The following is a 23,403-nucleotide window of genomic DNA, read 5'->3' as shown; positions in this document are numbered from 1 at the left end:
ACTGGCCTCCTACCGGAGCTTGGGATCGAGGGCTTCGCGCACCGCGTCGCCCAGCATCACGAACGCGAGCACCGTGGCGGTCAGGAAACCCGCCGGGAACAGCAGGGCGTGCGGCGCCACCCGCAGGTAGTCCTTGGCGCTGTTGATCATCACGCCCCACGACACCACCGGCTGCCGCAGCCCGATGCCCAGGTACGACAGCGTCGCCTCGGCCCCGATGAACGCGCCCAGCGCGATCGTCGAGTACACCAGCACCGGCGCGACGCAGTTGGGCAGCATGTGCTTGGAGATGATCCGCCCCGGCGAGGCGCCCAGCGCCCGCGCCGCCTTCACGTAGTCCTGCTGCTTGGCCGCGATCGCGGTGGACCGCATGATCCGCATCGACACCGGCCACGACAGCACCGCGATGGACAGCACCACCTGCGCCACGATCCGCACCGGCCCGGCGTCGCCGCCCGCGTTCAGCGTCGTCAGGATGACGATCGCGCCGAGCACGAACGGCACACCCACGAAGATGTCCGCGATCCGCGACACCAGGGCGTCCAGCCACCCGCCGTAGAACCCGGCCAGGATGCCCACCGACGCGCCCACCAGCACCACGCCGACCGTGGCCAGCACACCGACCACAATGGACGCCCGCGCGCCGTGGATCACCCGCGTGTAGATGTCGTAGCCCTGGTTGTCGTAGCCGAACCACGCCTGCGCCGACGGCGGCTGCCGGCTGAGCGACAACTGCGCCAACCCCGGGTCGCCCGACGTGAACAGCCCCGGGAACACCGCCATCAGCACCACGAGCATGATCAGCGACACCGACACCCAGAACAGCGGCCGGCTCCGCAACGTGTGCCACGCGTCCCCGAACAGGCCGCGCGGCTTGTCCAGCGTCAACACCGCGATTTGGTCAGTCATAGCGGATCCTCGGGTCGAGCACGGCGTAGAGCAGGTCCACCAGCAGCGTCATCAGCAGGTAGACCAGCACCAGGACGGTGACCACACCGGTCACCATCGCGCCGTCCTTGGTCAGGATCGAGCGGAACACCAGCCCGCCCACGCCGGGCACGTTGAAGATGCCCTCGGTGACGATCGCGCCGCCCAGGAACGCGCCCAGGTCGGTGCCCAGGAACGTGATCACCGGGATCAGCGAGTTGCGCAGCATGTGCACACCCACCACCCGCCTGGTCGGCAACCCCTTCGCCAACGCCGTCCGCACGTAGTCGGCCCGCCGGTTCTCGGCGATGCTGGCGCGCGAAAGCCTTGCCACATAAGCCATCGAGAGCGAGGCGAGCACGAAGCCGGGGACTATGAGGTTGCCGAACGTCGGCGTGGTCACGGTCGGCGAGATCAGCCCGAGCTGCAGGCCGAACACCAACTGCACCACGTACCCGGTGACGAACACCGGGATGGAGATCAGGAACAGCGTCGACACCAGCACCAGGCTGTCCAGGAAGCCCCGGTTCCGCAGCCCGCTCACGATGCCGGCCGTGATGCCGATGACGGCCTCGATCAGCAGCGCCACCAGCGCCAGGCGCAGCGTGACCGGGAACGTCGCCGCGATCCGCTGCCCCACTTCGAGCCCGGCCGAGGTCTGCCCGAAGTCGCCCCGCACGAGGTTCCCGAGGTACTTGCCGTACTGCACGAGCAACGGGTCGTCGAGGTTGAACTTGTCCCGCATCGCGGCGATGTAGGACGCGGGGCAGTCCCGCTCACCACACTTGCCCTCGAACGGGTCGCCCGGCACCGCCCACACCAACGCGTAGATCAGAAAAGTGGTCCCGAGGAACACCGGGATCATCTGCAACAGCCTGCGCAGCACATAGCGCCCCATCGAGCACTCCCTCAGCGGCGGAGGGCCGGCCCGCACGTGCAGCGGGCCGGCCCGGTAACCAAGGTGCTAAACCACTTCGACGCTGTCCAGGTCGAGCTTGCGGAACGGGTGCAGGTTCGCCACCTTCAACCGGTTCGACTTGCCCGCGACGGTCTTCTGCGTCCACAGTGGAATGGAGGGCATGTCCTCGGCCAGCATCCGCTCCGCCTCCAGGTAGAGCCGGATCGCCTCCTCCTCGCTGGGCGCCTTGTCCGCCTCGGCCAGCTTCGCGTCGAACTTCGGGTTGGTGTAGAGCCCGTCGTTGGACGACGCACCGGTGCGGAACAGCGGGGTCAGCCAGTTCTCGATCGACGGGTAGTCCGCGATCCAGCCCGACCGGTACATGCCGGTCATCTCGTGCGCGTTCACCTTCTGCCGGAACTCGCCGAAGCTGGTGGACGGCACGAACCGCGCCTCGACGCCGAGGGTGTTCTTGATGTTGTTGGCGACCGCCTCGGCCCACTCCTGGTGCCCGCCGTCGGTGTTGGACAGCAGGATGATCTCCCCGGTGTAGCCGGACTTCGCGAACTCGTCCTTGGCCTTCTGCGGGTTGTACTCGCAGTACTCGCCGCACTGCCCCTTCTGGTAGCCCTTCATCAGCGGGTGCACCCAGCCGTCGGCGGGCATGCGGGTGCCCTCGAAGATCCGCTGGGTGATCTCGTCGCGGTTGATCGACATGGAGATCGCGCGCCGCAGCGCCGCGTTGTCGTACGGCGGGGCGTAGAAGGGGAACGCGATCGTCTGGTTGTTCAGCGTCTCCCGCGTCACCACCCGGTCGCCGAGGTCGGTCTCGTACTTCTGGCCGGCCAGCGCGTTGGGCGGCAGCTCCTCCATGAAGTCCAGGTTGTTCGCCACCAGGTCGGCGTAGGCGGACTCGCGGCTCTGGTAGACCTTCAGCGTCAGGTCCTTGAACTTCGGCTTGTCGTCGCCGGTGTAGTCGTCGTAGCGGGTCAGCTTGATCTCCGTGCCGACCGTGCGCGAGACGTACTTGAACGGCCCGTTGCCGATCGGGTTGGCCTCGAACGCCGCCCGGTCCTTGAAGAACGCCGCCGGCATCGGTGCGAACACCTCGTAGCCGATGGTCACCGGGAACACCGCGAACGGCTCGGACAGCGTGACGGTGAACGTGTGCTCGTCCACGACCTTCAGGCCGGACAGCTTCTCGGCGGTGGGCGCCGGGGGAAGCTGCGGACCGTCCGCTCCGTCCGGGTCCTTCGGGTTGACGTCCGCGTAACCCTCGACCTGCGCGAAGAAGCTCGCTCCCTGGGCGGCGTTGGGCCCGTAGGCGGTCCAGTTCCAGGAGTCGACGAAGCTGTTGGCGGTCACCGGGGTGCCGTCGTGGAACTTCCAGCCCTTCTTGATCTTCACCGTGAACAGCTTCGAGTCCTGGGTCTCGATCGACTCGGCCATCGCGTTCACCGGTTGCGCGTCCTCGTTCCGGTACTCCACGAGCCCGGTGAACAGCGCGTCCAGGACGCGGCTGCCGCCGACCTCGGTGGTGTTGCCCGGCACGAGCGGGTTCTCCGGCTCGGTGTTGAAGATGGAGATCCCGGCATCGGTGTTCGCGCCGGATGACGTCTCAGGGGTTCCACAGCCCGCCGCGACCAAAGCCAGCGCGACGGCTGCCGGAACCAGTAGTGCACGTGACATGCGTCCTCCCACACCTGCTCGGGATTACCGGGCAGAGTCGACCGCCTCCACAGCGTGCCGAGGACGCTAATAGGGCAGTGGTGCACGCCACATGGGCGATGCGGTCACAACCTCGTCACGAACAATCCCAGTTGACATTCGAATGGGGTAGGAAGATCAACTTCGCGAACCGACCACACCGGGTCCTACCAGCGGCTCAGCTCAGTGAGAAGGCGATGCCGTCGAGGATGTCGTGCTCGCTCGCGACCAGTTCGACGATGCCCTGGGCCGCGAGGTGGTCCGCGATGGTCCGCACGACGAGTGCGCCGCCGTTGATCACATCCACCCGTCCGGGGTGCATCGGACCGAGCGCCGCCCGCTCGTCGTGACTCATCGTGAGCAGCCGGGCGGTGATCTCGCGGACCTGGTCGATGCCCAGCCGCGACAGGTGGATCTCCCGCGAGTCGTACGCCGGCAGCTCCTTGGCCAGCGCGACCAGGGTCGTCACCGTGCCCGCGACCCCGATCCACGTGGCGGCCTTGGCCGTCGGCACCGCCGCGAACGCCTCGCCGAGCGCTTCCCGCGCGACCTCGACGGCGTCGTCCACCTCCCGCTCGGTCGGCGGATCGCTGTGCAGGCAGCGCTCGGTCAGCCGGACGCACCCGATGTCGACCGACCGCGCGGCCTCCACGGAGCCCCGCACGCCGTCCCAGGAGCCCAGCACCAGCTCCGTGGACCCGCCGCCGACGTCGGCCACCAGGAACGGCCCGTCGGCGGCGTCCAGGTCCGCCACCGCGCCGGTGAACGACAGCCGCGCCTCCTCGTCACCGGAGATCACCTCGGCCTCGACGCCCAGCACGGTCCGCGTCAGGTCGAAGAACTCGTCCCGGTTCGCGGCGTCCCGGGTGGCCGAGGTCGCGACCATCCGCACCCGCTCGGTTCCCTTGCGCCGCAGGATGTTCGTGTAGTCGACGAGCGCCGCGCGGGTCCGCTCCAACGCCTCGGCGCCCAACACGCCGGTCGCGTCCACGCCCGCGCCGAGCCGCACCACCCGCATCTCGCGGTGCACGTCCCGCAGCCACCGCGAGCCGTCGTCGGCCACCGTCACGTCGGCCACCAGCAGCCGGATCGAATTCGTCCCGCAGTCGATCGCGGCCACCCGCGCCATGTCGCCCTCCCGTTGCCGACGACACCGTGCCGTCGCGGGAAAACTACGCCGGCCGCACCGGGGCCGACCGCGAAGGGCGGGACTACAGCGGCTTCATCGAGGACGTCGTCCCCGAAGTGCCCGAGGCGGGCGACGACCCCGAGGGCTGCGAGGTCTGCGGCACCGTGCTCTGCACGCCCGTGGTCGACGTCGTCGTCGGGACGGGGCAGTCCGGCGGGACCGGGGTGGTCGTCGTCGGGGCGGTGGTGCTCGTCGTGGTCGTCGTCGGGGCCGGGCAATTCGGCGTCGTGGTGGTCGTGGTCGTCGTCGTCGTGGTGGTCGTGGTGCTGGACGACGTGGTCGGCACCCACGTGATCGTGGTCTGCGTCGAACCCGGGACCGTGGTGGTGGTGGTGGTCGTCGTCGGGTTCGAGGTGTTCGCCGGCGGGTTGCTGCCGGTGCCGTTGCCCGGCGGGACCGTGCCGCCCGACGGGATGTCGTCGCCGACCGGCAGGAAGTCGTCGTCCGAGCCGGGCAGGCCCGGCAGCGGGGTCACGCCGTCGGCGTACGCGTCGGCCCAGAACAGGACCGTCCGGACGTACTCCTCGGAGTGGTTGTAGCGGAACACCGCCCTGGCCCGCTGTTCCGGGTCGCTCAGGTCGCCGTTGTAGGCGCACAGGTAGTTGCCCGCGCCGACGGTCGCGTCGTAGATGTTGTTGGGGTTGGACTGGCCGTCGTTGTTGCCGTCCGCCGCGTAGCCCGCCCACGTGGACGGGATGAACTGCATGGGGCCGACCGCGCGGTCCCACGTGCTGTCCTGGTCGAACCGGCCGCCGTCGGTGTCGCGGATCGCCGCCATGCCCGGACCGCCGTTGAGCACCGGGCCCAGGATCGGGTTCACCGTGTTGCCGCGCGCGTCCACCCGGCCGCCGCGCGCGTGGCCGGACTCGATGCGCCCGATGCCCGCCAGCAGCGACCAGTCCAGCCGGCAGTTCGGCGTCGTCACGGCCAGCCGGTCGGCGGCCTTCATGTACGCGTCCAGCATCACGCCGGGGATGCCGAGCTGACCGGCGCCCAGCTCTCCGTCGACGCCGTCGAACGGCGGCAGGTCGTCACCGAACTCCGACGGGTCGTCGGCTTCCGCCAGCAGCGCCGCGCTCAGCTCGTCGGTCTCCGGCAGCCGGCCCGACACGCCCAGCCCGCCCGAGTCCCGCAACGCCATGGTGCCCAGCACGTCGCCCGCGCCCGGCGGGAACGCCTCCAGGTCGGAGCGGCCCGCGACGTTGATCCAGTCGATGCCGCCCGTCGTGTGCAGGAGGGTCGGCACGAGCATCGCGCACGTCGCCGTGGCGGCGAGCCCCCACTGACGCGGGGTCAGCGTCGGCCGCCGTGTCGCTTTCCGCTTGCGTCCCCGTGGCTTCGGCACAGCCTCGAACTCCACTCCTCGGCGAATCCCGCTTCGGCCCCCGGACCAGCCTGCCTGATCCGGACGACCGTTGTCACGGGCGTGGTCGGTTCTCCGCCCACAGAACTGCCCGTACGGTCAATTTTTGACCTTTGACGCACAGTCCCCGCCGGGCCACCACTGCGCGAGCAGCTCCAGGGCCTCGTCGCCGAACGGGTTCACCCCCGGCCCCACGGCCAGCGCGTGCGCCACGTGGACGTGCAGGCACTTCACCCGGGTCGGCATGCCGCCCGCGGTGACCTCCGTGCCCAGCGGTTCGATCGCGTCCCGTTCAGCCAAGTACGACTCGTGGGCCCGGCGGTAGCGTTCCGCCAACTGTTCATCCGCAGCCAGCCGATCGGTCATCTCCTTCATCAGACCGGCGCCTTCCAGCTTGCTGACGGACGAGTTGAGCCGAGGGCACGTCAGGTAGTACAGGGTCGGGAACGGCGTGCCGTCCTCCAGCCGGGGACTGGTCTGCACGACCGCCGGGTGTCCGCTGGGACACCTCGCCGCCACGGCCCGCAGGCCGCGCGGGGCGCGTCCGAGCTGCTCGGCGACGGACGCCAGGTCCTCGTCGCTCACCGTCATCGTGCCGCCGCCGAATCCCACAACTGCTCGTACCACGCCTTGTCCGCCGCCGGCGCCGCCGCCGGCCGCTCCTCTTCCAGTTTCCGCTCGGCGTCACCGGGCAACTGGACGATGTAGGGCGTCTCGCCGGGCCGCACGTAGTGCAGCCGCCGACGCGCCTCCGCCTCCAGGTGCGCGGGGTCCGCGAGTTCCTTCTTCCGCTGCTCCAGCTTGCCGACCTCGGCGCGGAGGGTCTCCTGCGAGGCGTTGACCTCGCGCAGCTCCTCGCGCTGGGCGAGGTAGGTCCGCAGCGGCACGGCGATGCTCAACGCCAACGCGCACACCACCATCGCCAACAGCGCCGCCCGCCTCGTGCCGGTCATGCCGAACGCGCCACCGGTGCCCTGCCGCGACCGCGCCCGCGACTGGGGCCGCGCGGCCCGCGCCGCACGCGCCGCCTGGGTCGCCCGCGCCTGCTCGGCCAGCCGAGCGGACCGCGCCCCGCGCCGCGACCCGCCACCCTCACCGGCCCGCGCGGAACCCGCCTCGGTCGCCCGGCCGAACCGCCTCGCGCGCCCGGACGCGCCACCCTTGCCCGCGTCCACGCCACCCGCCCGCGCCGAACCCGCGCCGCCGCGACCCGAGCCGGACCCGCCGCTCTTGCCCGAATCGGCGTCACCACCGCGGCCCGAACGCCTTGAGCCGGACCCGCCCGCGGCGTCACCGGTGCCCTTGGCACCCGCACGGCCGGACCGGGCGGTGCGGTCGGACCGGGCTCCCGGCACGGCTTTTCCGCCGCGCCGGGAGCCCCGTTCCCGGTCAGCCATCAGCTTTCCGGTGTGTACCGCGGGAAGGCCAGGTCACCCGCGTAGCGCGCCGCGTCGCCCAGGGCCTCCTCGATGCGCAGGAGCTGGTTGTACTTCGCGGTCCGCTCGCCGCGCGCGGGCGCGCCGGTCTTGATCTGGCCCGCGCCGGTCGCCACCGCGAGGTCCGCGATGGTGGTGTCCTCGGTCTCGCCGGACCGGTGCGACATCATCGACTTGTAGCCGTACGAGGTGGCCAGCGCGACCGCGTCCAGCGTCTCGGACAGCGTGCCGATCTGGTTGACCTTCACCAGCAACGCGTTCGCCGCGCGGCGGGAGATGCCCTCCTCCAGCCGCTCCGGGTTGGTGACGAACAGGTCGTCGCCGACGATCTGCACCCGCTCGCCCAGCTCGGCGGTCAGCCGCACCCAGCCGTCCCAGTCGTCCTCGGACAGCGGGTCCTCGATGGACACCAGCGGGTAGGCGTTCACCAGCTCGGTGTAGTAGCCGGTCATCTGCTCGGCGCTGCGCTTGGTCTTCTCGAACGTGTAAGCGCCGTCGGAGTGGAACTCGGTGGCGGCCACGTCCAGGGCGAGCGCGATGTCGCGGCCCGGCGTGAAGCCCGCCTTCTCGATGGCCTGGAGGATCAGGTCCAGCGCGTCGCGGTTGCTGGACAGCGCGGGCGCGAAGCCGCCCTCGTCGCCGAGGCCGGTGCCCAGGCCCTTGCCCTTCAGCACGGCCTTCAGCGCGTGGTAGACCTCCGCGCCCCAGCGCAGGGCCTCGCGGAAGGTGTCCGCGCCGATCGGCGCGATCATGAACTCCTGGATGTCCACGTCGGTGTCGGCGTGCGCGCCGCCGTTGAGGATGTTCAGCATCGGCACGGGCAGCACGTGCGCGTTCGGGCCGCCGACGTACCGGAACAGCTCCAGCCCGCTGGACGCCGCCGCCGCCTTCGCCACGGCCAGCGACACGCCGAGGATGGCGTTCGCGCCGAGGCGGGACTTGTCCGGCGTGCCGTCCAGGTCGACCAGCTTCTGGTCCACCACCCGCTGCTCGACGGCCTCGATGCCGACCAGCTCGGGGCCGATCTCGTCGAGCACGGCGGTGACCGCGCGCTCGACGCCCTTGCCCAGGTACCGCTTGGGGTCGCCGTCCCGCAGCTCGACCGCCTCGTGCTCGCCCGTCGAGGCCCCCGACGGCACCGCGGCGCGCTCCAGCGTGCCGTCGTCCAGCGCCACCTCTACCTCGACGGTGGGGTTGCCTCGCGAGTCCAGGATCTCGCGGGCGCCGACCTGCTCGATGACCGCCACGTGCGCTCCCTAGTCAGACCATCTCTGTATCGGTGACGAGCCTAGTTGGTGCCGCACCGGGAGGCTCTCGACCCCGTTCCGGAAGTTCGAGCGGAACCGGACCGGGCTCGCCCGCGGGGCACGTTCGGAACCTGCTGCGCCGCATGGCCGGCCGGCCTTAGCGTGTTGTCCCATGACGACGAGCGAGGCAGGTCGGCTCGACCGCGCCAGGCTGCTGTACGAGCGAGCGGTCTTCGGCGGCGATCCGGACGCGCCGGACGCGGCCGACCGGGAACTGGACGCCGTCGAGGCCGGCTTGGCCCTGGCGCGTGGCCGCGTCCTGCACGCGCGCTTCCTCCGGGACCGTCGAGAAGACCCGCGTGAGCTGACGCTGTTCGAGCGGGCGGTTGAGCTGTACCAGGGCCTCGGCGACCAGCGTGGACAGGCCGAGGCGCTGTTCTGGGTCGGCACCGTCCATCAGGTCATCCGCGCCGACCACACCACCGCACTGCCTGTCCTGCTGCGGGCGCACGACCTCGCGGTGGCAGCCGGTGACGTGCTGACCGCCTCCTACACCACTCGGCACATCGGCTTCGCCGACATGGCCGCGGGCCGGATGGAAGCGGCGGGCCGAAGACTCCGGGAGTCGATCAGGCTGCGCAGGGAGATCGACTTCCGGCCCGGTGTCGCCGCCGGCCTCCTCGCGCTCGCCGAGTGGGCCGCCGCAACCGGCGACCGCGGCCTGACGCGGGAACTGCTCGACGAGGCGGTATCCGTCGCGCGGGACAGCGACGCCCACGCCGTCATCGGCTGGGCCGACCAAGCGCGCGCACGCATCGGGGCGGTCTCCGGTGAGGAACGCGGGCTCGAATGAGGCACGACCGGGTGTGCAGGATGTTCCGGACGGCATGACACAGGAGGATTCCGGCGTGGTTCACGTGGAGCGCGGCGGCGACGGGCCGCTCCTGGTCCTCCTGCACGGCCTGGGCGCGACGGCCGAGGTGTGGGCGGGCGTGGTGGCGCACTGGCCGGGCTCGTGGCTGGCGGTGGACCTGCCCGGCCACGGCCGTTCGCCGGGGCTGGAGCGGTACTCGTTCGGCTCGTTCGCGGCGGCGGTCGCCCCGGTGGTCCCGGCAGGCCCGGTGGCGGTGCTCGGTCACTCGCTGGGCGGGGTGGTGGCGTTGACGCTCGCCGGCGGGTGGTTCGGGGTGGACGTCCGGGCCGTGGCGGGGGTGGGCGTGAAGCTGCGGTGGTCGCCCGACGACCTGGCCAGGGCGGCGGCGATCGCGGCGAAGCCCGCGAAGACCTTCCCGACCCGCGAGGAGGCCGTCGAGCGCGCGTCGAAACTGGCCGGCGTGCCGCTGGCGCACGGGGTCGTGGAGGGGCCCGGTGGCTGGCGGCCGGCGCTGGACCAGGCCGCGTTCGGGGTGGGCGCGCCCGACGTGGCGGGACTGCTGGCGACGGCGAAGGCCCCGGTCACCCTGGCCGCCGGCGAGACCGACCACCTGTGCCCGCCGGCGGACCTGCTCGCGGCCGACCCGGGTGGAATGGTGCTGGCAGGCGTCGGCCACAACGCCCATGTGGACCAACCCGAGTCGATCACCCCGGTGCTGGAGCGGTTGATCACCGGGTGGGACACGTCCCGTCATCCGGTCGGCCGCTGATGAACCGCCGGTTGCGGAGGTAGCGTTGATCGGACCATGACCGACAGCACCTTCGAGGCGTTCCGCCGGGCCGAGGCGCTGCTCGCGGAGCGCCGTCCGCTGGAGGCCCTGCGCGAGCTGCGAGCCGTGCTCGAAGCGGCGCCGAACGAACCCAGCGTCCAACTCCTGGCCGGCCGCGCCTACCTGGGCTCGGCGCAGCTCAAGAGAGCCGAGGAAGCGTTCCGCAAGGTCCTCGACCTCGACCCGAGCGACTACTACGCGCGGTTCGCCCTGGGGCGGACGTTGCAGCGCCAGAGCCGCCTGCCCGAGGCGCTGGCGCAGTTGCGGATGGCGGCGGCGATGAACCCGACGCCCGAGTACCAGGAGGCGTTGGGCGAGGTGAGCGCCCGGCTGGCGGTCGAACGCGACCGGTGACGGAGGCGAGCCGCACAGCGGGGCGGGGTCTGGCGAGACCGACAACGGCCGAGTCGGGCGGGAACCGATCGACCGCGCGAGACCGGGCTACCAGCCGGGGCCGGTCGGGCGAGGTGGCGGCGTGCCCTGACCCGAGCGGACGCGGGGTCAGCCCTGGCTGGCCCGGGCGTAGGCGTCGGCTCCGCTGTAGACGTTCTGGCCGTACTCCACCGAGTTGTTGTACGCCATGACGGCCGCCCACCAGCCCTCGCCGGTGTTCAGGTCGCGCCCGCCGGAGCACAGGTACCGCGCGGCGGCCAGGGCCGCGTCGTCGATGTTCTGCGGGTCGGGCGGGTTGCCGTCGCCGTTCGCCCGGGTCGCGTAGCGGGCCCACGTCGTCGGGATGAACTGCATCGGGCCCACGGCCCGGTCCCACGTCTTGTCCCCGTCCAGGACGCCGCCGTCGCTGTCCGCGATCGCCTTCACGCCCGGACTGCCGTCCAGCGGGATGCCGACGATCGGCTTGGACGGCCGCCCGTCCTCGCCCAGCCGCAGGCCGCCGATGGTGCCGTGGTGGGACTCGATGCGCCCGATGCCCGCGAGGGTCGCCCACGACACCCGACAAGCGGGCTGTGACGACTGCATGACCAGGTCCGCGATGGCGTACGCGCGCAGGGCACGCGTCGGGATGTCGGTCTTCTCCGACACGGCCACCGCCCACGCGGTCAGCGGTTCGGCGGACGCGGTCTGCTGGCTGGGCGCCGCCTGCGGTGGCACCTCCCCGGCCGAGCCGGGGGCCGCCACACCGGGCTCGACCTCCTGGAACGGCACCGGGAACGGCGGGTCGGTGGCCTGCACCTCGCGGCGGTTGAAGACGCTCAGCGCCCACGCCCCGCCCGCCACCACGGCGAGCAGGAGGGCGACCAGTGCCAGGCGTCCGACGAGGTTGCCGACACGACCGCGCGCCGGAGGGCGCGGCGTTGTTCTGGGGGGCGGCGGGACGACCACGCACCCCAGGCTACGTGCTCACGGAGCGTTCCCGAGGGGAACGACCGGGAACAACCGGCCGCATCGAACGAATTCGCTGGTCAGGTGGCCTATCAGTGGTCGATTGGGCTACCGGCGAACGTGCGCGGGCGGCACTGACGGCTCCACGGACAGTGGTGGGTCGGTCGCCGGTGGTGGCGTCGTGGTGGTCGGCGGCGTTGTCGGGTCCGTCGTCTCCGCCGGCGCTGTCGACTTCGACGGCTGTGTCAGCACCGACGGCTGTGCCGGGGCCGGCGGCTGCGGCCGGACCGACACCGCCGGAGGCGGCTCCTGCCGGTCCACCGGCAGCGGCAGCCGACCTGGGACCGGTTCCGGCAGCGGGGCGTCGTTGCCCTGCGGCGGCCTGTCCGGCGTCGGATGTCCTCGCTGAACCTCCTTGCGCCCGGTCGGCTCGGCCACCCGGGGCGGGGGCGCGGGCGGCGCGCCGGTCCGCACGCTCACCAGCGTCGGCCTCACCGTCACCTCCGCCCGGCCCTGGTCAACCGGTCGGTCGTACTCGTCCGCCGGGTGCCCGAACGCCAGCACCAGCGCCAGGACCCCGCCCAGCGCCGCGAACGGCAGCAGGAGCACAGCCGAAAAACATCCGCGCCCACTGCGCGGCAACTCGCGATGACTCACCGAACCCCCGAACCCGATCTTGGTGCTACCCATGATCGGTTCGGGGGTGTCGACCGCAACGACCGCCGCACCACACGGTCGGGTGGACTTGCTCAGGTGAGGGGCGGGAGCTGCGGTGGCACGGCCGCCGGCCGCGACGTCAGCGACTCCAGCGCCAGCCGCACCGCCGTGTCCAACTGCGGGTCACGGCCCGCCACCCGGTCCTGCGGGGTCATCACCACCTCGATGTCCGGGTCCACGCCGTGGTTCTCGACGCCCCAGCCGTGCTGGGCGAACCACAGCGCGTACCGGGGCTGCGTGACCGTCGTCCCGTCCACCAGGTCGAACTGCAGGTCGATGCCGATCACCCCGCCCCAGGTGCGGGTGCCGACCACTGGACCGATGCCCAGCTCCTTGATCGCCACGTTCACGATGTCGCCGTCCGACCCCGCGAACTCGTCCGCGATCGCCACCACCGGACCCCGGGGCGCGTCCGCCGGGTAGCTCTCCGACGTGGTGTAGCCGCGCGCCACCGACCAGCCGATGATCCGCCGCGCCAGCTTCTCCACCACGAGCTGCGAGGTGTGCCCGCCGGCGTTCTCCCGCACGTCCAGCACCACGGCCTCGCGCGCCAGCTCCACCCGCAGGTCGCGGTGTAGCTGCGCCCAGCCGGCGCCCATCATGTCCGGCACGTGCAGGTAGCCCACCCGTCCGTCGGACAGCTCGTGCGTCCGCGCCCTCCGGTCGGCCACCCACGCGTGGTAGCGCAGCGGCTCGTCGTCCTCCAGCGGCACCACGACGACCCGGCGCGGCTCACCGCCGCCACCCGGCCGCACGGTCAGCTCCACCGGCTTGCCCGCCGTGCCGACCAGCAGCGGCGCGGGACCGGTCAGCGGGTCCACCTGCCGCCCGTCGACCGCCACGATCGCGTCACCCGCCCGCACGGCCACACCCGGCGCGGCCAGCGGCGACCGGGCGGCCGGGTCGGACGTCTCACCGGGGATCACCCGCGTCACCCGCCACGCGCCCGACTCGTCCCGCTCCACGTCCGCGCCCAGCAGGCCCACCGGCCGGCCGCCCGAGCCGCCGGACGGGATGACGTACGCGTGCGACGTCCCCAGCTCGCCCTGCACCTCCCACAGCAGGTCCACCAGGTCCGAGTAGCTGCCCAGCCGGTCCACCAGCGGCCGGTAGCGGTCCAGCACGCCCGCCCAGTCGACGCCGCCCATGTCGGTGCGCCAGAACAGGTCCCGCATCAGCCGGCCGGCCTCCGCGTACGCCTGCCGCCACTCGGCGGACCGGTCCACCACGACCCTGATCCGCGACAGGTCGACGTCGATCGAGTCCGGGTCCTCGCCGTCGACCTTCCGGTCCGACGGCACGACCCGCAGGTCACCGCCGTCCAGCAGGACGACCCGCTGCCCGTCGCCGGTCACCTCGAACCAGTCCAGGCCGTCCACCAGCACGTCGGTCCGAGACTTGGCGAGGTCGAACCGCTCCAGCACGGACCGCGGCGGACGTGCGGACGGCGTCGCCAGGTTGTCGCCCAGCACCCCGCGCAACGGGCTGCGCAGCCACAGCAGCCCGCCCTTGGCGGCGGTCAGCGACGAGTAGCCCGCCGCCGCGACCGGCACCGGCACCACCCGGTCGGCCAGGCCGTCCAGATCCACCACGGTGATCGGGTTCTCGTCGTGGTCCTTGTCCTTGTCTTTGTCCTTGTCGTCCTCCCCGACCGAGCGGCCCAGCCGCAACGGGTCGAACGGCGAGGGCGTGGTCGCGGCGAGCGGCAGCAGGAACGGGCGGCAGCCGGTCGGGAACGCGAGGTCGAACACATGCGCGTCGTACACCGGGTCGAACGTGCGGATGGACAGGAACGCGAGGTAGCGCCCGTCCTCGGTGAACGTCGGCGAGAAGTCCGCGAACCGCAGCGGCGTCACGTCCACCACGGACAGGTCGGTCGTGTTCGTCATCCTGATGTGCCGCAGCGGGCTCGGCCCGGGGTGCGACCACGCCAGCCAGTTCGAGTCCGGCGAGAACGCCAGGTCGGTGACATGCGGGTTCGCGCTCCGCAACACCTCCCGGACCTCGCCGGACTCCACGTCGACCAGCAGCAGCCGCCCGTCGTGCGTCGCGACGGCCAACCGCCGCCCGTCCGGCGCGACGGCCAGCTCCAGCACCCGCCCGAGCTTGCCGACCGCGACCCGGCGCGGCGTGTTGCCGGGCTCGACCCCGCCCGCCGGCGCGAACTCCAGGCCCTCTTCGCCCTCCGCGTCCGTCACCCACACGGCGCCGTCGCCGACCACGCGCGGCAGGCGGGCCCGCACGCCGGGCGTCTCGGCGAGGGCCCGCACCGGCCCGTCCCGGTGGGTCACCCAGTGCACCGTGCCGCGCACCTCGACCACGCTGGCGCGACCGGACTTGTCCGGGTGCGCGTCGTCCGGACGGGAGCTGACCGGGCGCGGCCGGGTCGCGGTGCGCGGACCGCCGAGCGCGATGTCGAGCCGGCGCGGCGCGGCGTCCAGGCCGTCGAGCACCCACAGGTCGCCCGCGTGCTGGTAGACGATCCGCGCGCCGTCCGTCGTGGCGGCGCGCGCGTAGAACTCCTGCTCGGTGTGCCGGCGCAGGTCGGACCCGTCGGGCAGCACGGAGTACACGCTGCCGACGCCGTCGTGGTCGGACAGGAACGCGATCCGCCCGTCGACCCACATCGGCGCGGTGAGCGAGGTGGTCAGCTCGGGCAGGATCCGGCGGAACTCGCCGGCCCCGTCGAGGTCCACCCACAACTTGCCGGCGGACCCACCCCGGTACCGCTTCCACCAGGCGGGGTCCTTGCCGTACATGGACGTCACGACGACCTGGCCGGCCGGCCCGTGCGCGACGTCGCCGACCCAGCCGTAGGGCAGGCGGGTGGGCGGCCTGCCGTCGACGGGCAGCGCGTACGCCCACCGCCGCAGGCTGGACGCCTCACCGGCGGAGGTGACGGCGACGACCTCGCCGCCGGGTGTCCACCCCCGGACGCCGGTGGTCGCGTTGCCCCAGTAGGTGAGCCGCTTGGCCTCGCCGCCGGCGACCGGCGCGAGGTGGACCTCGGGCGCGCCGTCCCGGCGGCTGGCCCAGGCCAGACTGGTGCCGGACGGGTCGAACCGCGGGGAGGACACCGGCACCTGGTCGGCCGTGACGCGCCAGGCCCGGCCGCCGGTGAGCGGAGCCAGCCACACGTCGTTCTCGGCGACGAAGGTCACCAGGTCGCCGTGCAGGTGGGGGAAACGAAGGTAGGCGGGATCGGTCACTTCACCGACGTTAGCGTGACGGTGTGACAATCGCGATCATGCTTGCTTAAGCCACGCCAGGAAACTCTCCGCAGAGGCCGCCGGGAAGCCCAGCACGGGCCCGGTCCGGTTCTTCGAATCCCGCAGAGCCACCCGCTGCCGCCCCACCGCCACCTCGACGCAGTTGGTCTCGGTCGTGCTCCGGCTGGACTTCCGCCATGTCGTCACGTCTCGTGCCCTTCCAAACGCTCGGCACACTTCACGATCAAGGCCACGGAGTCCTCGGCGTTCGCGGTCGCCGCCAACAGCGTGGGCTTCATGTCGACATAAGCCTGCACGTCCTGGAGCTTGTCGAGCAACAGACTTGATCACCGACCGACCGCCGACCGGCCTCCGCAGGACGAACTTGTCGATCACCGCGAGGTACCGCATCGGGTTCTCGCGGGTGAACACCCGCTGCCGATCGAGCCGGAGCCGGAGTCGTTCTTCGGCCTCGGCGTGCGGCAACCCGCCTTCGGCCATGATCGCGCGCATGTAGTCGGGGGTCTGGAGCAGCCCTGGGATCACCAGCGACGTGACGTCGGTGATGGAGGCCGCCACCCGTTCGTACTCGATCAACGCCTTGAGCTGCTGCGGCAAACCGGACCCGGTGGCCAGCCAGTTCGACTTGGCGGCTTCCCGAGCCGGCGCGAGCAACTCCCGCCGCTTCGCTCTCACCACACCCAGCGCACCGAAGATCGTGGTCACCTCGGTCTCGGCGGCCACTCCAGCCACGCGTCGTTCTAGGCGAAAGTCACCACGTCCCCATGCAAGTGGGGAAATAGTGACGGCGTGACAATCGCGATCATGCTTGCTTGAGCCACGCCAGGAAACTCTCAGCAGAGGCCGCCGGGAACCCCAACACCGCCCCGGTCCGGTTCTTCGAATCCCGCAGAGCCACCCGCTGCCGCCCCACCGCCACCTCGACGCAGTTCGAGGTCGTGTTGCTCCGGCTCGACTTCCGCCACGTCATCACTTCTGCCGCCCTTCCATCTCTTCTGCACACTTGGTGATCAACCCCAGCGAGCCCTCCGGGCCGACCGCCGCAGCCATCAAAGCAGGCTTGATGTCAAGGTAGGGCTGGATGTCCTGCATCTTGTAGAGGAACACCCCCGACCGCAGATGCTCCAGGTGGACTACGGGGGTGGTGCGCGCCGACTCCAGCATGATGAACGACCCGAACAGCCCCATGTGGTACCCGCGCTCCTGCGGCACGACCCGGATCGTCACGTTGGGGCGCTGCGCCATGTCGAGCAGGTGGCGCGCCTGCCCGGCCATCACCGACCGACCGCCGACCGGCCTCCGCAGGACGAACTCGTCGATGATCGCCATGTACGGCACCGGCTTGTCTCGGGTGAGCACGTCCTGTCTGGTGAGCCGCAGCTCGACCAGCGTCTCGATCTCAGAGGTGGCTACATCGCCCTCGGTCATGACCGCGCGGGCGTAGGCGGGGGTCTGGAGCAGTCCCGGCACGAGGAGCGCGGTGACGTCCATGATGGAGGTGGCCACCTTCTCGTACTCCATCAGCGCCTTGTGCTGTGACGGCAGGCCGGCGGCGGTCTCCAGCCAGCTCGACTTCGCCGCCTCCCGGGCCAGTTGGAGCAGTTCGCGGCGCTTCCCGCCCACGACACCCAACGCCCCGAGGATTGACGCCACCTCGGTTTCGCTGGCCACCCGTTCGCCGCGCTCGGTGCGGCTGATCGTGTTCTTGTCGAGGCCCACCTGCGCACCGAGCCCGATCAGGCTCACCCGCTTCGCCTTGCGCAGGTCGCGCAACTCCGCGCCCAGTGTCCGAGCCCGCGCGTTGCTCTCCATGTCGATCAGCCTACGACGTCACCCAACCGGGGAATCGCCGTTTCCCTGGGAATCCCATAGCCTGGTAGGTAATTCCAAGTAGGAGGTTACCTTGTTCAAGCCGCGGGCCGAGATGCAGTCGTGGGTGGGCATCCAGGAGGAGACCAAGATCGAGTGGACGGTGCACCCGCATGAGATAGTGATCGCGATCGGGAACCTGCCCGAGTTCGAGATCGTCGGCACGCCCGCCGCGCTGCGCCACCTCCTCGCCAAAAGCACCGAGGCGCTGCAAGAGTTCGAGAACGCTCAAGCGGGCCAGTAGGCGCGCCAGTCCTCGGCGCTCAGCCGGGTGATCCCGGCGGCACGGGCGGCCTTCTCGGCCGACCTCACGCGAGACTCGAACGCACGGGCCACGGCCCGCAGTTCGGTCTCGGGGTCCTCGCCGGCCAGTTTCGCCAGCGCGGCCACCGCGAACAGAGTCGCACCCGTGTCGTCGCCCTCGGGCAGCAGGTCCACCGGAAGGCCGGCGCGAGCGGTCCGTTGGGCGAGTTTGCCGGCCAAAGCGACCGCCGGCTGGCCGGAAGCCACGCCGTCCACGCTGGACTCGCGCTGCTTCTCCGCCTGCTTCAGCTCCTCCCAGCGATGCTGCTGGGTGGTCGCGTCGCGGACCGCCGGGTCATTCCCCTCGAACACGTGCGGGTGGCGGCCGACCAGTTTCGCCACCAGGTCGCCGGCCACCTCGTCGATGCCGAACGGGTCGACGTCCTCGGCCGCGATCCGGGCGTGGAACAGGACTTGCAGCAGGACGTCGCCCAGTTCCTCGCGCAGGGCCGCGCGGTCGCCGTCCTCGATGGCGTCCCACAGCTCGTAGGTTTCCTCGACCAGGTACTGGCGCAGGGACTTGTGGTCCTGTTCGGCGTCCCACGGGCATCCGCCGGGCGAGCGCAGGCGGTCCATCACGGAGACGGCGCCGACCAGCGCGGTGCCCGCCGGGTTGCGCACCACCACCGCGCCGTCCGTCACGAGGGCACGGGCATAGGAATCGTCCAGGCTCACCGTCAGGTAGACGATCGGGCCGTCGACCGGCGACACCGGAGCCGCGCCCAGCGCACCCCAATACGCCTGGTCGAGGTCATCCGCGGCGAACACCGCCGCCGCGTCCCGCAGAGCGGGCAGCGCGGCGGCGGGCAGCACCGAGTCGTGCTCGGAGCCGAGCAGCACGACGGTGTTCGTCACACTCGAATCGGACACGGACCGATCGGAATGAGCAGAACCAGTCACGACTTCGGCTGGCGGACGACCGCCTGGAAGCCCGACAGCTCCTCTTCACCCGGGGCCACCGAGATCGCCGTGGTGTCCCACACGCCGTACCTCGGGTTCACGCGGATCTCGGGGTCGCCGGCCAGCCGGAGCACCAGGCGCAACCCGATCTGCTCCAGCAACTGGGGCGTCAACTGCTCCGTGGACGACTCGCCAGTGGAAGTGGCGTCGTCATCCCGCTCCGTCACGTAAGCGACGATCCACTGCGCGCTGCCGGGGTCCGGCGCGAACGCCACGACCGTGCCCGGGTCGACGCCGAACAGGGGCGAGCCGGCCGCCTGCGGGGACTCCGCCGAGCGGACCTTCTGCCCGACCTTCGAGAGCTGCTGCCCCTCCGGGCCCTGCGGACCGGAGCGGACGAACTCGGCCATCTTCGACGGGTCGACCGCGATCTGCTTGGCCTTCGCGATGGCGTCCTTGTTGTCCTTCGTGAAGAAGTAGTCGAAGGTGACTTCCATCTTGTCCACGTACTTGCGCGCCAGCTCGACCAGCAGCAACTGGTCCTTGGCCCGCTCGCGGAACGTGGTCGCGTCGTAGACGGTGTTCTGCGAGGCCGTGTCCGGGCCGCCCGCGTTCTCCACGGACTCCGTCACCGCCTCCTCGGACACGGTGACGCCCTCGCGCTGCGCGGCCCGCTCGATCAGCTCGTGCTGCACGCCCAGGGTCACGAGCTGGCGGGACACCTGGTCGAGCTTGCGCTGCTCGTGCAGCTTCTGGGCCTCGGGCTCCTTCTTCAGCACGACGTCCAAGCGCTGCTGGACCTGCTCCAGCGGGATCACGGTGTCGCCGATGATGGCGGCCGAGCCCACCTGGCTGGGGCCGGTACCGCAGCCCGCCACCAGCAGTGCGACGGCCGCGCCGACCAGGGTGAAGCGCCTCTGCACAGTCCTCACGGCCGTTACCCTCTCACGAACCAGTGACCGGACTCACGGGAGTACCCGCCAAGGACGCCAGGAAGTGCGCGCACCAGTCGAGCAGTTCCTGGTCGCGCAGCACGGGTGCGCCCATCCGGCCGCCGGCCGCTCCTTCCGTCGGCCTAGGCACGCTGACGGTGTTCGCGGCGAGCTTGTGCACCGCCTTCGGGTACAGCCGGCGCAGCCGCACCAACTGCGAATCCTTCAGCTCCAACGGCGCGAACCGGATCGACGGGCCCTGCACCACCACTTCCGTCACGCCGTGCGCCCGGCACGTCTGGCGGAACCGGGCGACCGCGAGCAGCCGCTCCACCGGCAGCGGCGGTGCGCCGTAGCGGTCCTTCAGCTCGTCCCACACCGCCTGCAGCGCCTCGCCGTCGCCGGCCGCCGCGATCTTCCGGTACGCCTCCAACCGCAGGCGCTCGCCGGGCACGTAGTCGTGCGGGATGTGCGCGTCCACCGGCAGGTCGACGCGGACCTCGGCCAGCTCCTCCTCGCCCTCGGTCTCCGCGCCCGCGTGCCGCCGGAACGCCTCCACGGCCTCGCCGACCAGCCGGACGTACAGGTCGAAGCCGACGCCGGCGATGTGGCCGGACTGCTCCGCGCCCAGGATGTTGCCCGCGCCGCGGATCTCCAGGTCCTTCATCGCGACCGCCATGCCCGCGCCCAGCTCGGTGTTCTGCGCGATGGTGGCGAGCCGGTCGTGCGCGGTCTCGGTCAGCGGCGCTTCCGGCGGGTACAGGAAGTAGGCGTAGCCGCGGTCCCGGCCGCGGCCGACCCGACCCCGGAGCTGGTGGAGCTGGGACAGGCCGAGCAGGTCGCCGCGCTCCACGATGAGCGTGTTGGCGTTGGAGATGTCCAGGCCGGTTTCCACGATCGTCGTGCACACCAGCACGTCGTACTCGCGTTCCCAGAAGCCTTCGATGATCTTCTCCAGCTTGTCCTCGTTCAACTGGCCGTGCGCGGTGACCACGCGGGCCTCCGGCACCAGGTCGCGGATGCGCCGGGCGGCCTTCTCGATGGACGACACCCGGTTGTGCACGTAGAACACCTGGCCGTCGCGCAGCAGCTCGCGGCGGATGGCCGCGCCGACCTGCTTCTCGTCGTAGCCGCCGACGTAGGTCAGGATCGGGTGGCGCTCCTCGGGCGGGGTGAGGATCGTGGACATCTCCCGGATGCCCGCCAGGGACATCTCCAGCGTGCGCGGGATGGGCGTCGCGGACATGGTGAGCACGTCGACGTGCGTGCGGAGCGCCTTGATGTGCTCCTTGTGCTCGACGCCGAACCGCTGCTCCTCGTCCACGATGACCAGGCCGAGGTCCTTGTACCGCAAGCCTTTCTGCAACAGCCGGTGGGTGCCGATGACGATGTCCACCTCGCCGTCGGCGAGGCCCGCGATGACCTGCTCGGCCTCCGCCGGGTCGGTGAACCGGGACAGGCCCTTGACGTTCACCGGGAACGCGCGCATCCGCTCGTGGAACGTGTTGAGGTGCTGCTGGGCGAGCAGCGTGGTCGGCACCAGCACCACGACCTGCTTGCCGTCCTGCACCGCCTTGAACGCCGCGCGCACACCGATCTCGGTCTTGCCGTAGCCGACGTCGCCGCAGATCACCCGGTCCATCGGGACCGTGCGCTCCATGTCGGCCTTGACCTCGTCGATCGCCGCCATCTGGTCGATCGTCTCGGTGAACGGGAACGCGTCCTCCAGCTCCCGTTGCCACGGGGTGTCCGGCGCGAAGGCGTGGCCGGGCGCGGCCTGGCGGGCGGCGTAGAGCTGCACCAGCTCGGCCGCGATCTGCTTGACCGCCTTGCGCGCCTTGGCCTTGGTGTTCTTCCAGTCGCTGCCGCCGAGCCGGTTGAGGGTGGGCAGCTCGCCGCCGACGTACCGGGACACCTCGTCGAGCTGGTCGGTCGGCACGAACAGCCGGTCGCCGGGCTGGCCGCGCTTGGACGAGGCGTACTCCAGCACCAGGTACTCGCGGGTCGCGCCGGCGACCGTGCGCTGCACCATCTCCACGTACTTGCCGATGCCGTGCTGCTCGTGCACCACGTAGTCGCCGGGCCGCAGCGCCAGCGGGTCCACCGCGTTGCGGCGGCGCGACGGCATCCGGCGCATGTCCTTCGTGGACGTTCCGCCGCGTCCGCCGGTCAGGTCGGTCTCGGTGAGTACCACCAAGGCCAGTTCGGGCAGCGAGAAGCCGTCCTCCAACGTGCCCCGGACCACCGTGACGGCGCCCGGCTTCGGCGCTTTGTCCAGGGTTTCGGCCAGCAGCGCGGGCACCTCGGCGTCCGCTAGCTGCTCGACCGCGCGCTGGGCGGTGCCCGCTCCGGGCACGACCAGCACCGCCGTGCCGCCGGACGCGGTGTGCGCCCGCAGGTCGGCGAACGCCCGGTCGATGTCGCCCTGGTAGGCCTCGACGTGCTTGAACTCCAGCCGCAGCACGTCCGTGCCCTCGGAGGTGAGCCGGCTCAGCGTCCACCACGGCCGCCCCTTGGCCTTGGCGGTGTCCGCGACCTCGGCCAGGCTCCGGTAGGCCGACGCGCCGAGGTCGATCGGGGCCTTCCCGCCGCCGGCCGCCGCCATCCAGGACGCTTCCAGGAACTCCTGGCCGGTGCGCACCAGGTCGTGGGCACGGGCGCGGATCTTCTCGGGGTCGTTGAGCAGGACGTGCGTGCCGTCCGGGACGACGTCGGTGAGGAGCTGCAACTCCCCCTCGCACAACGCCGGGATGAGCGCCTCCATGCCCTCGGACGGGATGCCGCTGGCGATCTTGTCCAGCATCTCGACGAGCTGGGCGTCCCCCTCGTGTTCGAGGGCGAGTTCGGCGGCCCTCGTCTTCACCCGGTCGGTGAGTAGCAGCTCCCGGCACGGCGGCGCGGTGAACCCGTCGACCTGCTGGGGCAGCGAGCGCTGGTCGGCGACCGAGAAGGGCCGGATCTCACTGACCTCGTCGCCCCAGAACTCGACCCGCAGCGGGTGCTCGGCGGTCGGCGGGAAGACGTCGAGGATGCCACCGCGGACCGCGAACTCGCCGCGCTTCTCGACCATGTCCACCCGGCCGTACGCCAGTTCGGTGAGGTCGGTCAGCAGCTTCTCGAAGTCGTGCTCGTCCCCGACCTTCAGGTCCACCGGCTTGAGGTCGCCCAGGTTCGGCGCCATGGGCTGGATGAGACTGCGGATGGTCGCGACGACGACCCGCAGCGGGTGGTCCCCGGGATGCCGCAGCCGCCGCAACACCTGGAGCCGGGCGCCCACCGTGTCGGCCCGGGGCGACAGGCGCTCGTGCGGCAGCGTCTCCCAACTGGGGAAGATCGCCACCGCGTCGGGCCCGATCAGGTCGCACAGGACACTCGTCAGCTCGTCCGCCTCCCGCCCGGTGGCGGTGACGGCCAGCACCGGCGTCCGGCGCGCCAGGGCGGCGACGACCAGCGGCCTGGCGGCAGGCGCGCCTTCCAGCTCCAGCGACGGCACGCCGGTGGAGTCGATGAGGGCGCTCAGCGCCTTGTCGGACAGGACGGCGGTCAGCAGGCCGGACAGCGGGCCGGGCTGGGGCATTGCGTGGCTCCCAAGGCAACGAGGACAGACCCCTGCCCGGGACCTTGTGCCCACCGGAGGGGTG

Annotated in this window: 21 protein-coding genes; 4 read left to right on the top strand and 17 right to left on the bottom strand. The window is 71.5% G+C overall.

Annotated elements, in window-relative coordinates:
* Positions 1-9: 9 nt before the first annotated feature.
* The 8 genes from ACQPZF_RS04010 to eno form a co-directional block, all read right to left on the bottom strand.
* Positions 10-909 (bottom strand): ABC transporter permease, encoded by a 900-nt coding sequence (locus ACQPZF_RS04010; RefSeq protein ID WP_433268343.1) that lies wholly within the window; start codon positions 907-909, stop codon positions 10-12.
* Complete coding sequence (locus ACQPZF_RS04005) at positions 902-1,825, bottom strand: ABC transporter permease (protein ID WP_433268341.1); 924 nt, start codon at positions 1,823-1,825, stop codon at positions 902-904. Before ACQPZF_RS04005 ends, ACQPZF_RS04010 begins: the two co-directional genes overlap by 8 nt.
* A 66-nt stretch (positions 1,826-1,891) precedes the next feature.
* On the bottom strand, positions 1,892-3,514 hold the full coding sequence (locus ACQPZF_RS04000; RefSeq protein ID WP_433268339.1) for a peptide ABC transporter substrate-binding protein: 1,623 nt from the start codon (positions 3,512-3,514) through the stop codon (positions 1,892-1,894).
* A 196-nt stretch (positions 3,515-3,710) separates the two neighbouring features.
* Positions 3,711-4,661 (bottom strand): exopolyphosphatase, encoded by a 951-nt coding sequence (locus ACQPZF_RS03995; protein WP_433268337.1) that lies wholly within the window; start codon positions 4,659-4,661, stop codon positions 3,711-3,713.
* An 82-nt stretch (positions 4,662-4,743) separates the two neighbouring features.
* Positions 4,744-5,973, bottom strand: a complete 1,230-nt coding sequence (locus ACQPZF_RS03990) for a lytic transglycosylase domain-containing protein (protein ID WP_433268335.1) — start codon at positions 5,971-5,973, stop codon at positions 4,744-4,746.
* Positions 5,974-6,183: 210 nt separating this feature from the next.
* Positions 6,184-6,675 (bottom strand): DUF501 domain-containing protein, encoded by a 492-nt coding sequence (locus tag ACQPZF_RS03985; protein WP_433268333.1) that lies wholly within the window; start codon positions 6,673-6,675, stop codon positions 6,184-6,186.
* Positions 6,672-7,481 carry an FtsB family cell division protein gene (locus ACQPZF_RS03980; RefSeq protein ID WP_433268331.1) on the bottom strand — a complete coding sequence of 270 codons (810 nt, stop codon included), beginning with the start codon at positions 7,479-7,481 and terminating at the stop codon, positions 6,672-6,674. Before ACQPZF_RS03980 ends, ACQPZF_RS03985 begins: the two co-directional genes overlap by 4 nt.
* Positions 7,481-8,767: a phosphopyruvate hydratase gene (eno, locus tag ACQPZF_RS03975; RefSeq protein ID WP_433268329.1), complete on the bottom strand. Its 1,287-nt coding sequence runs from the start codon at positions 8,765-8,767 to the stop codon at positions 7,481-7,483. Before eno ends, ACQPZF_RS03980 begins: the two co-directional genes overlap by 1 nt.
* Positions 8,768-8,939: 172 nt before the next feature.
* On the opposite strand from eno, the gene ACQPZF_RS03970 reads away from it, so the two are divergent.
* From ACQPZF_RS03970 to ACQPZF_RS03960, 3 genes are read left to right on the top strand one after another with little or no spacing between them, the layout of a single operon-like run.
* Positions 8,940-9,620, top strand: a complete 681-nt coding sequence (locus tag ACQPZF_RS03970) for a hypothetical protein (protein WP_433268327.1) — start codon at positions 8,940-8,942, stop codon at positions 9,618-9,620.
* A gap of 55 nt (positions 9,621-9,675) precedes the next feature.
* Complete coding sequence (locus ACQPZF_RS03965) at positions 9,676-10,410, top strand: alpha/beta fold hydrolase (RefSeq protein ID WP_433268325.1); 735 nt, start codon at positions 9,676-9,678, stop codon at positions 10,408-10,410.
* Between the two features lie 36 nt (positions 10,411-10,446).
* Positions 10,447-10,824 (top strand): tetratricopeptide repeat protein, encoded by a 378-nt coding sequence (locus ACQPZF_RS03960; RefSeq protein ID WP_433268322.1) that lies wholly within the window; start codon positions 10,447-10,449, stop codon positions 10,822-10,824.
* A gap of 147 nt (positions 10,825-10,971) precedes the next feature.
* On the opposite strand, the gene ACQPZF_RS03955 is transcribed toward ACQPZF_RS03960, so the two are convergent.
* The 6 genes from ACQPZF_RS03955 to ACQPZF_RS03930 all read right to left on the bottom strand — a co-directional run bounded on the left by ACQPZF_RS03955 (position 10,972) and on the right by ACQPZF_RS03930 (position 17,570).
* Positions 10,972-11,811: a lytic transglycosylase domain-containing protein gene (locus ACQPZF_RS03955; protein ID WP_433268320.1), complete on the bottom strand. Its 840-nt coding sequence runs from the start codon at positions 11,809-11,811 to the stop codon at positions 10,972-10,974.
* A 108-nt stretch (positions 11,812-11,919) separates the two neighbouring features.
* The gene (locus ACQPZF_RS03950) at positions 11,920-12,420 is read right to left on the bottom strand and encodes a hypothetical protein (RefSeq protein WP_433268318.1); all 501 of its coding nucleotides are present in this window, start codon (positions 12,418-12,420) and stop codon (positions 11,920-11,922) included.
* 140 nt (positions 12,421-12,560) lie between these two features.
* On the bottom strand, positions 12,561-15,737 hold the full coding sequence (locus ACQPZF_RS03945) for a S41 family peptidase (RefSeq protein WP_433268316.1): 3,177 nt from the start codon (positions 15,735-15,737) through the stop codon (positions 12,561-12,563).
* 36 nt (positions 15,738-15,773) lie between these two features.
* Positions 15,774-16,490 (bottom strand): Scr1 family TA system antitoxin-like transcriptional regulator, encoded by a 717-nt coding sequence (locus tag ACQPZF_RS03940; RefSeq protein ID WP_433268314.1) that lies wholly within the window; start codon positions 16,488-16,490, stop codon positions 15,774-15,776.
* Positions 16,491-16,560: 70 nt separating this feature from the next.
* The gene (locus ACQPZF_RS03935; RefSeq protein ID WP_433268312.1) at positions 16,561-16,728 is read right to left on the bottom strand and encodes a DUF397 domain-containing protein; all 168 of its coding nucleotides are present in this window, start codon (positions 16,726-16,728) and stop codon (positions 16,561-16,563) included.
* Positions 16,728-17,570 (bottom strand): helix-turn-helix domain-containing protein, encoded by an 843-nt coding sequence (locus tag ACQPZF_RS03930; RefSeq protein WP_433268310.1) that lies wholly within the window; start codon positions 17,568-17,570, stop codon positions 16,728-16,730. The genes ACQPZF_RS03935 and ACQPZF_RS03930 overlap by 1 nt, the downstream gene beginning before the upstream one ends.
* 91 nt (positions 17,571-17,661) lie before the next feature.
* On the opposite strand from ACQPZF_RS03930, the gene ACQPZF_RS03925 reads away from it, so the two are divergent.
* A complete protein-coding gene (locus ACQPZF_RS03925; protein WP_433268308.1) occupies positions 17,662-17,871 on the top strand; it encodes a hypothetical protein in 210 nt (69 codons plus the stop codon).
* On the opposite strand, the gene ACQPZF_RS03920 is transcribed toward ACQPZF_RS03925, so the two are convergent.
* Genes ACQPZF_RS03920 through mfd form a run of 3 tightly spaced genes read right to left on the bottom strand, consistent with a single transcriptional unit; the run spans position 17,856 to position 23,339 of the window.
* The gene (locus ACQPZF_RS03920) at positions 17,856-18,800 is read right to left on the bottom strand and encodes a MazG family protein (protein ID WP_433268306.1); all 945 of its coding nucleotides are present in this window, start codon (positions 18,798-18,800) and stop codon (positions 17,856-17,858) included. The two genes, ACQPZF_RS03925 and ACQPZF_RS03920, sit on opposite strands and share 16 nt — an antisense overlap.
* A gap of 26 nt (positions 18,801-18,826) precedes the next feature.
* Complete coding sequence (locus ACQPZF_RS03915; protein ID WP_433268304.1) at positions 18,827-19,762, bottom strand: SurA N-terminal domain-containing protein; 936 nt, start codon at positions 19,760-19,762, stop codon at positions 18,827-18,829.
* Between the two features lie 13 nt (positions 19,763-19,775).
* Entirely contained in the window at positions 19,776-23,339 is a 3,564-nt protein-coding gene (gene mfd, locus ACQPZF_RS03910; RefSeq protein ID WP_433268302.1) for a transcription-repair coupling factor, read from the bottom strand.
* Between the last annotated feature and the right edge of the window lie 64 nt (positions 23,340-23,403).

This window comes from Actinosynnema sp. CS-041913 (genome assembly GCF_050942485.1).
Lineage (GTDB): Bacteria > Actinomycetota > Actinomycetes > Mycobacteriales > Pseudonocardiaceae > Actinosynnema.
The sequence above is the reverse complement of the archived record's forward strand: the minus strand, read 5'-3'. Positions and strand labels throughout refer to the sequence as shown.

Excerpts from the sequence above, each read along its gene's own strand:
- mfd (WP_433268302.1), bottom strand. The coding sequence starts at position 23,339 with ATGCCCCAGCCCGGCCCGCTGTCCGGCCTGCTGACCGCCGTCCTGTCC.
- ACQPZF_RS03995 (WP_433268337.1), bottom strand. The coding sequence starts at position 4,661 with ATGGCGCGGGTGGCCGCGATCGACTGCGGGACGAATTCGATCCGGCTG.
- ACQPZF_RS04000 (WP_433268339.1), bottom strand. The coding sequence starts at position 3,514 with ATGTCACGTGCACTACTGGTTCCGGCAGCCGTCGCGCTGGCTTTGGTC.
- ACQPZF_RS03930 (WP_433268310.1), bottom strand. The coding sequence starts at position 17,570 with ATGGAGAGCAACGCGCGGGCTCGGACACTGGGCGCGGAGTTGCGCGAC.
- ACQPZF_RS03970 (WP_433268327.1), top strand. The coding sequence starts at position 8,940 with ATGACGACGAGCGAGGCAGGTCGGCTCGACCGCGCCAGGCTGCTGTAC.
- ACQPZF_RS04010 (WP_433268343.1), bottom strand. The coding sequence starts at position 909 with ATGACTGACCAAATCGCGGTGTTGACGCTGGACAAGCCGCGCGGCCTG.
- ACQPZF_RS04005 (WP_433268341.1), bottom strand. The coding sequence starts at position 1,825 with ATGGGGCGCTATGTGCTGCGCAGGCTGTTGCAGATGATCCCGGTGTTC.
- ACQPZF_RS03935 (WP_433268312.1), bottom strand. The coding sequence starts at position 16,728 with ATGACGTGGCGGAAGTCGAGCCGGAGCAACACGACCTCGAACTGCGTC.
- ACQPZF_RS03980 (WP_433268331.1), bottom strand. The coding sequence starts at position 7,481 with ATGGCTGACCGGGAACGGGGCTCCCGGCGCGGCGGAAAAGCCGTGCCG.
- ACQPZF_RS03960 (WP_433268322.1), top strand. The coding sequence starts at position 10,447 with ATGACCGACAGCACCTTCGAGGCGTTCCGCCGGGCCGAGGCGCTGCTC.
- ACQPZF_RS03990 (WP_433268335.1), bottom strand. The coding sequence starts at position 5,973 with ATGCTCGTGCCGACCCTCCTGCACACGACGGGCGGCATCGACTGGATC.
- ACQPZF_RS03985 (WP_433268333.1), bottom strand. The coding sequence starts at position 6,675 with ATGACGGTGAGCGACGAGGACCTGGCGTCCGTCGCCGAGCAGCTCGGA.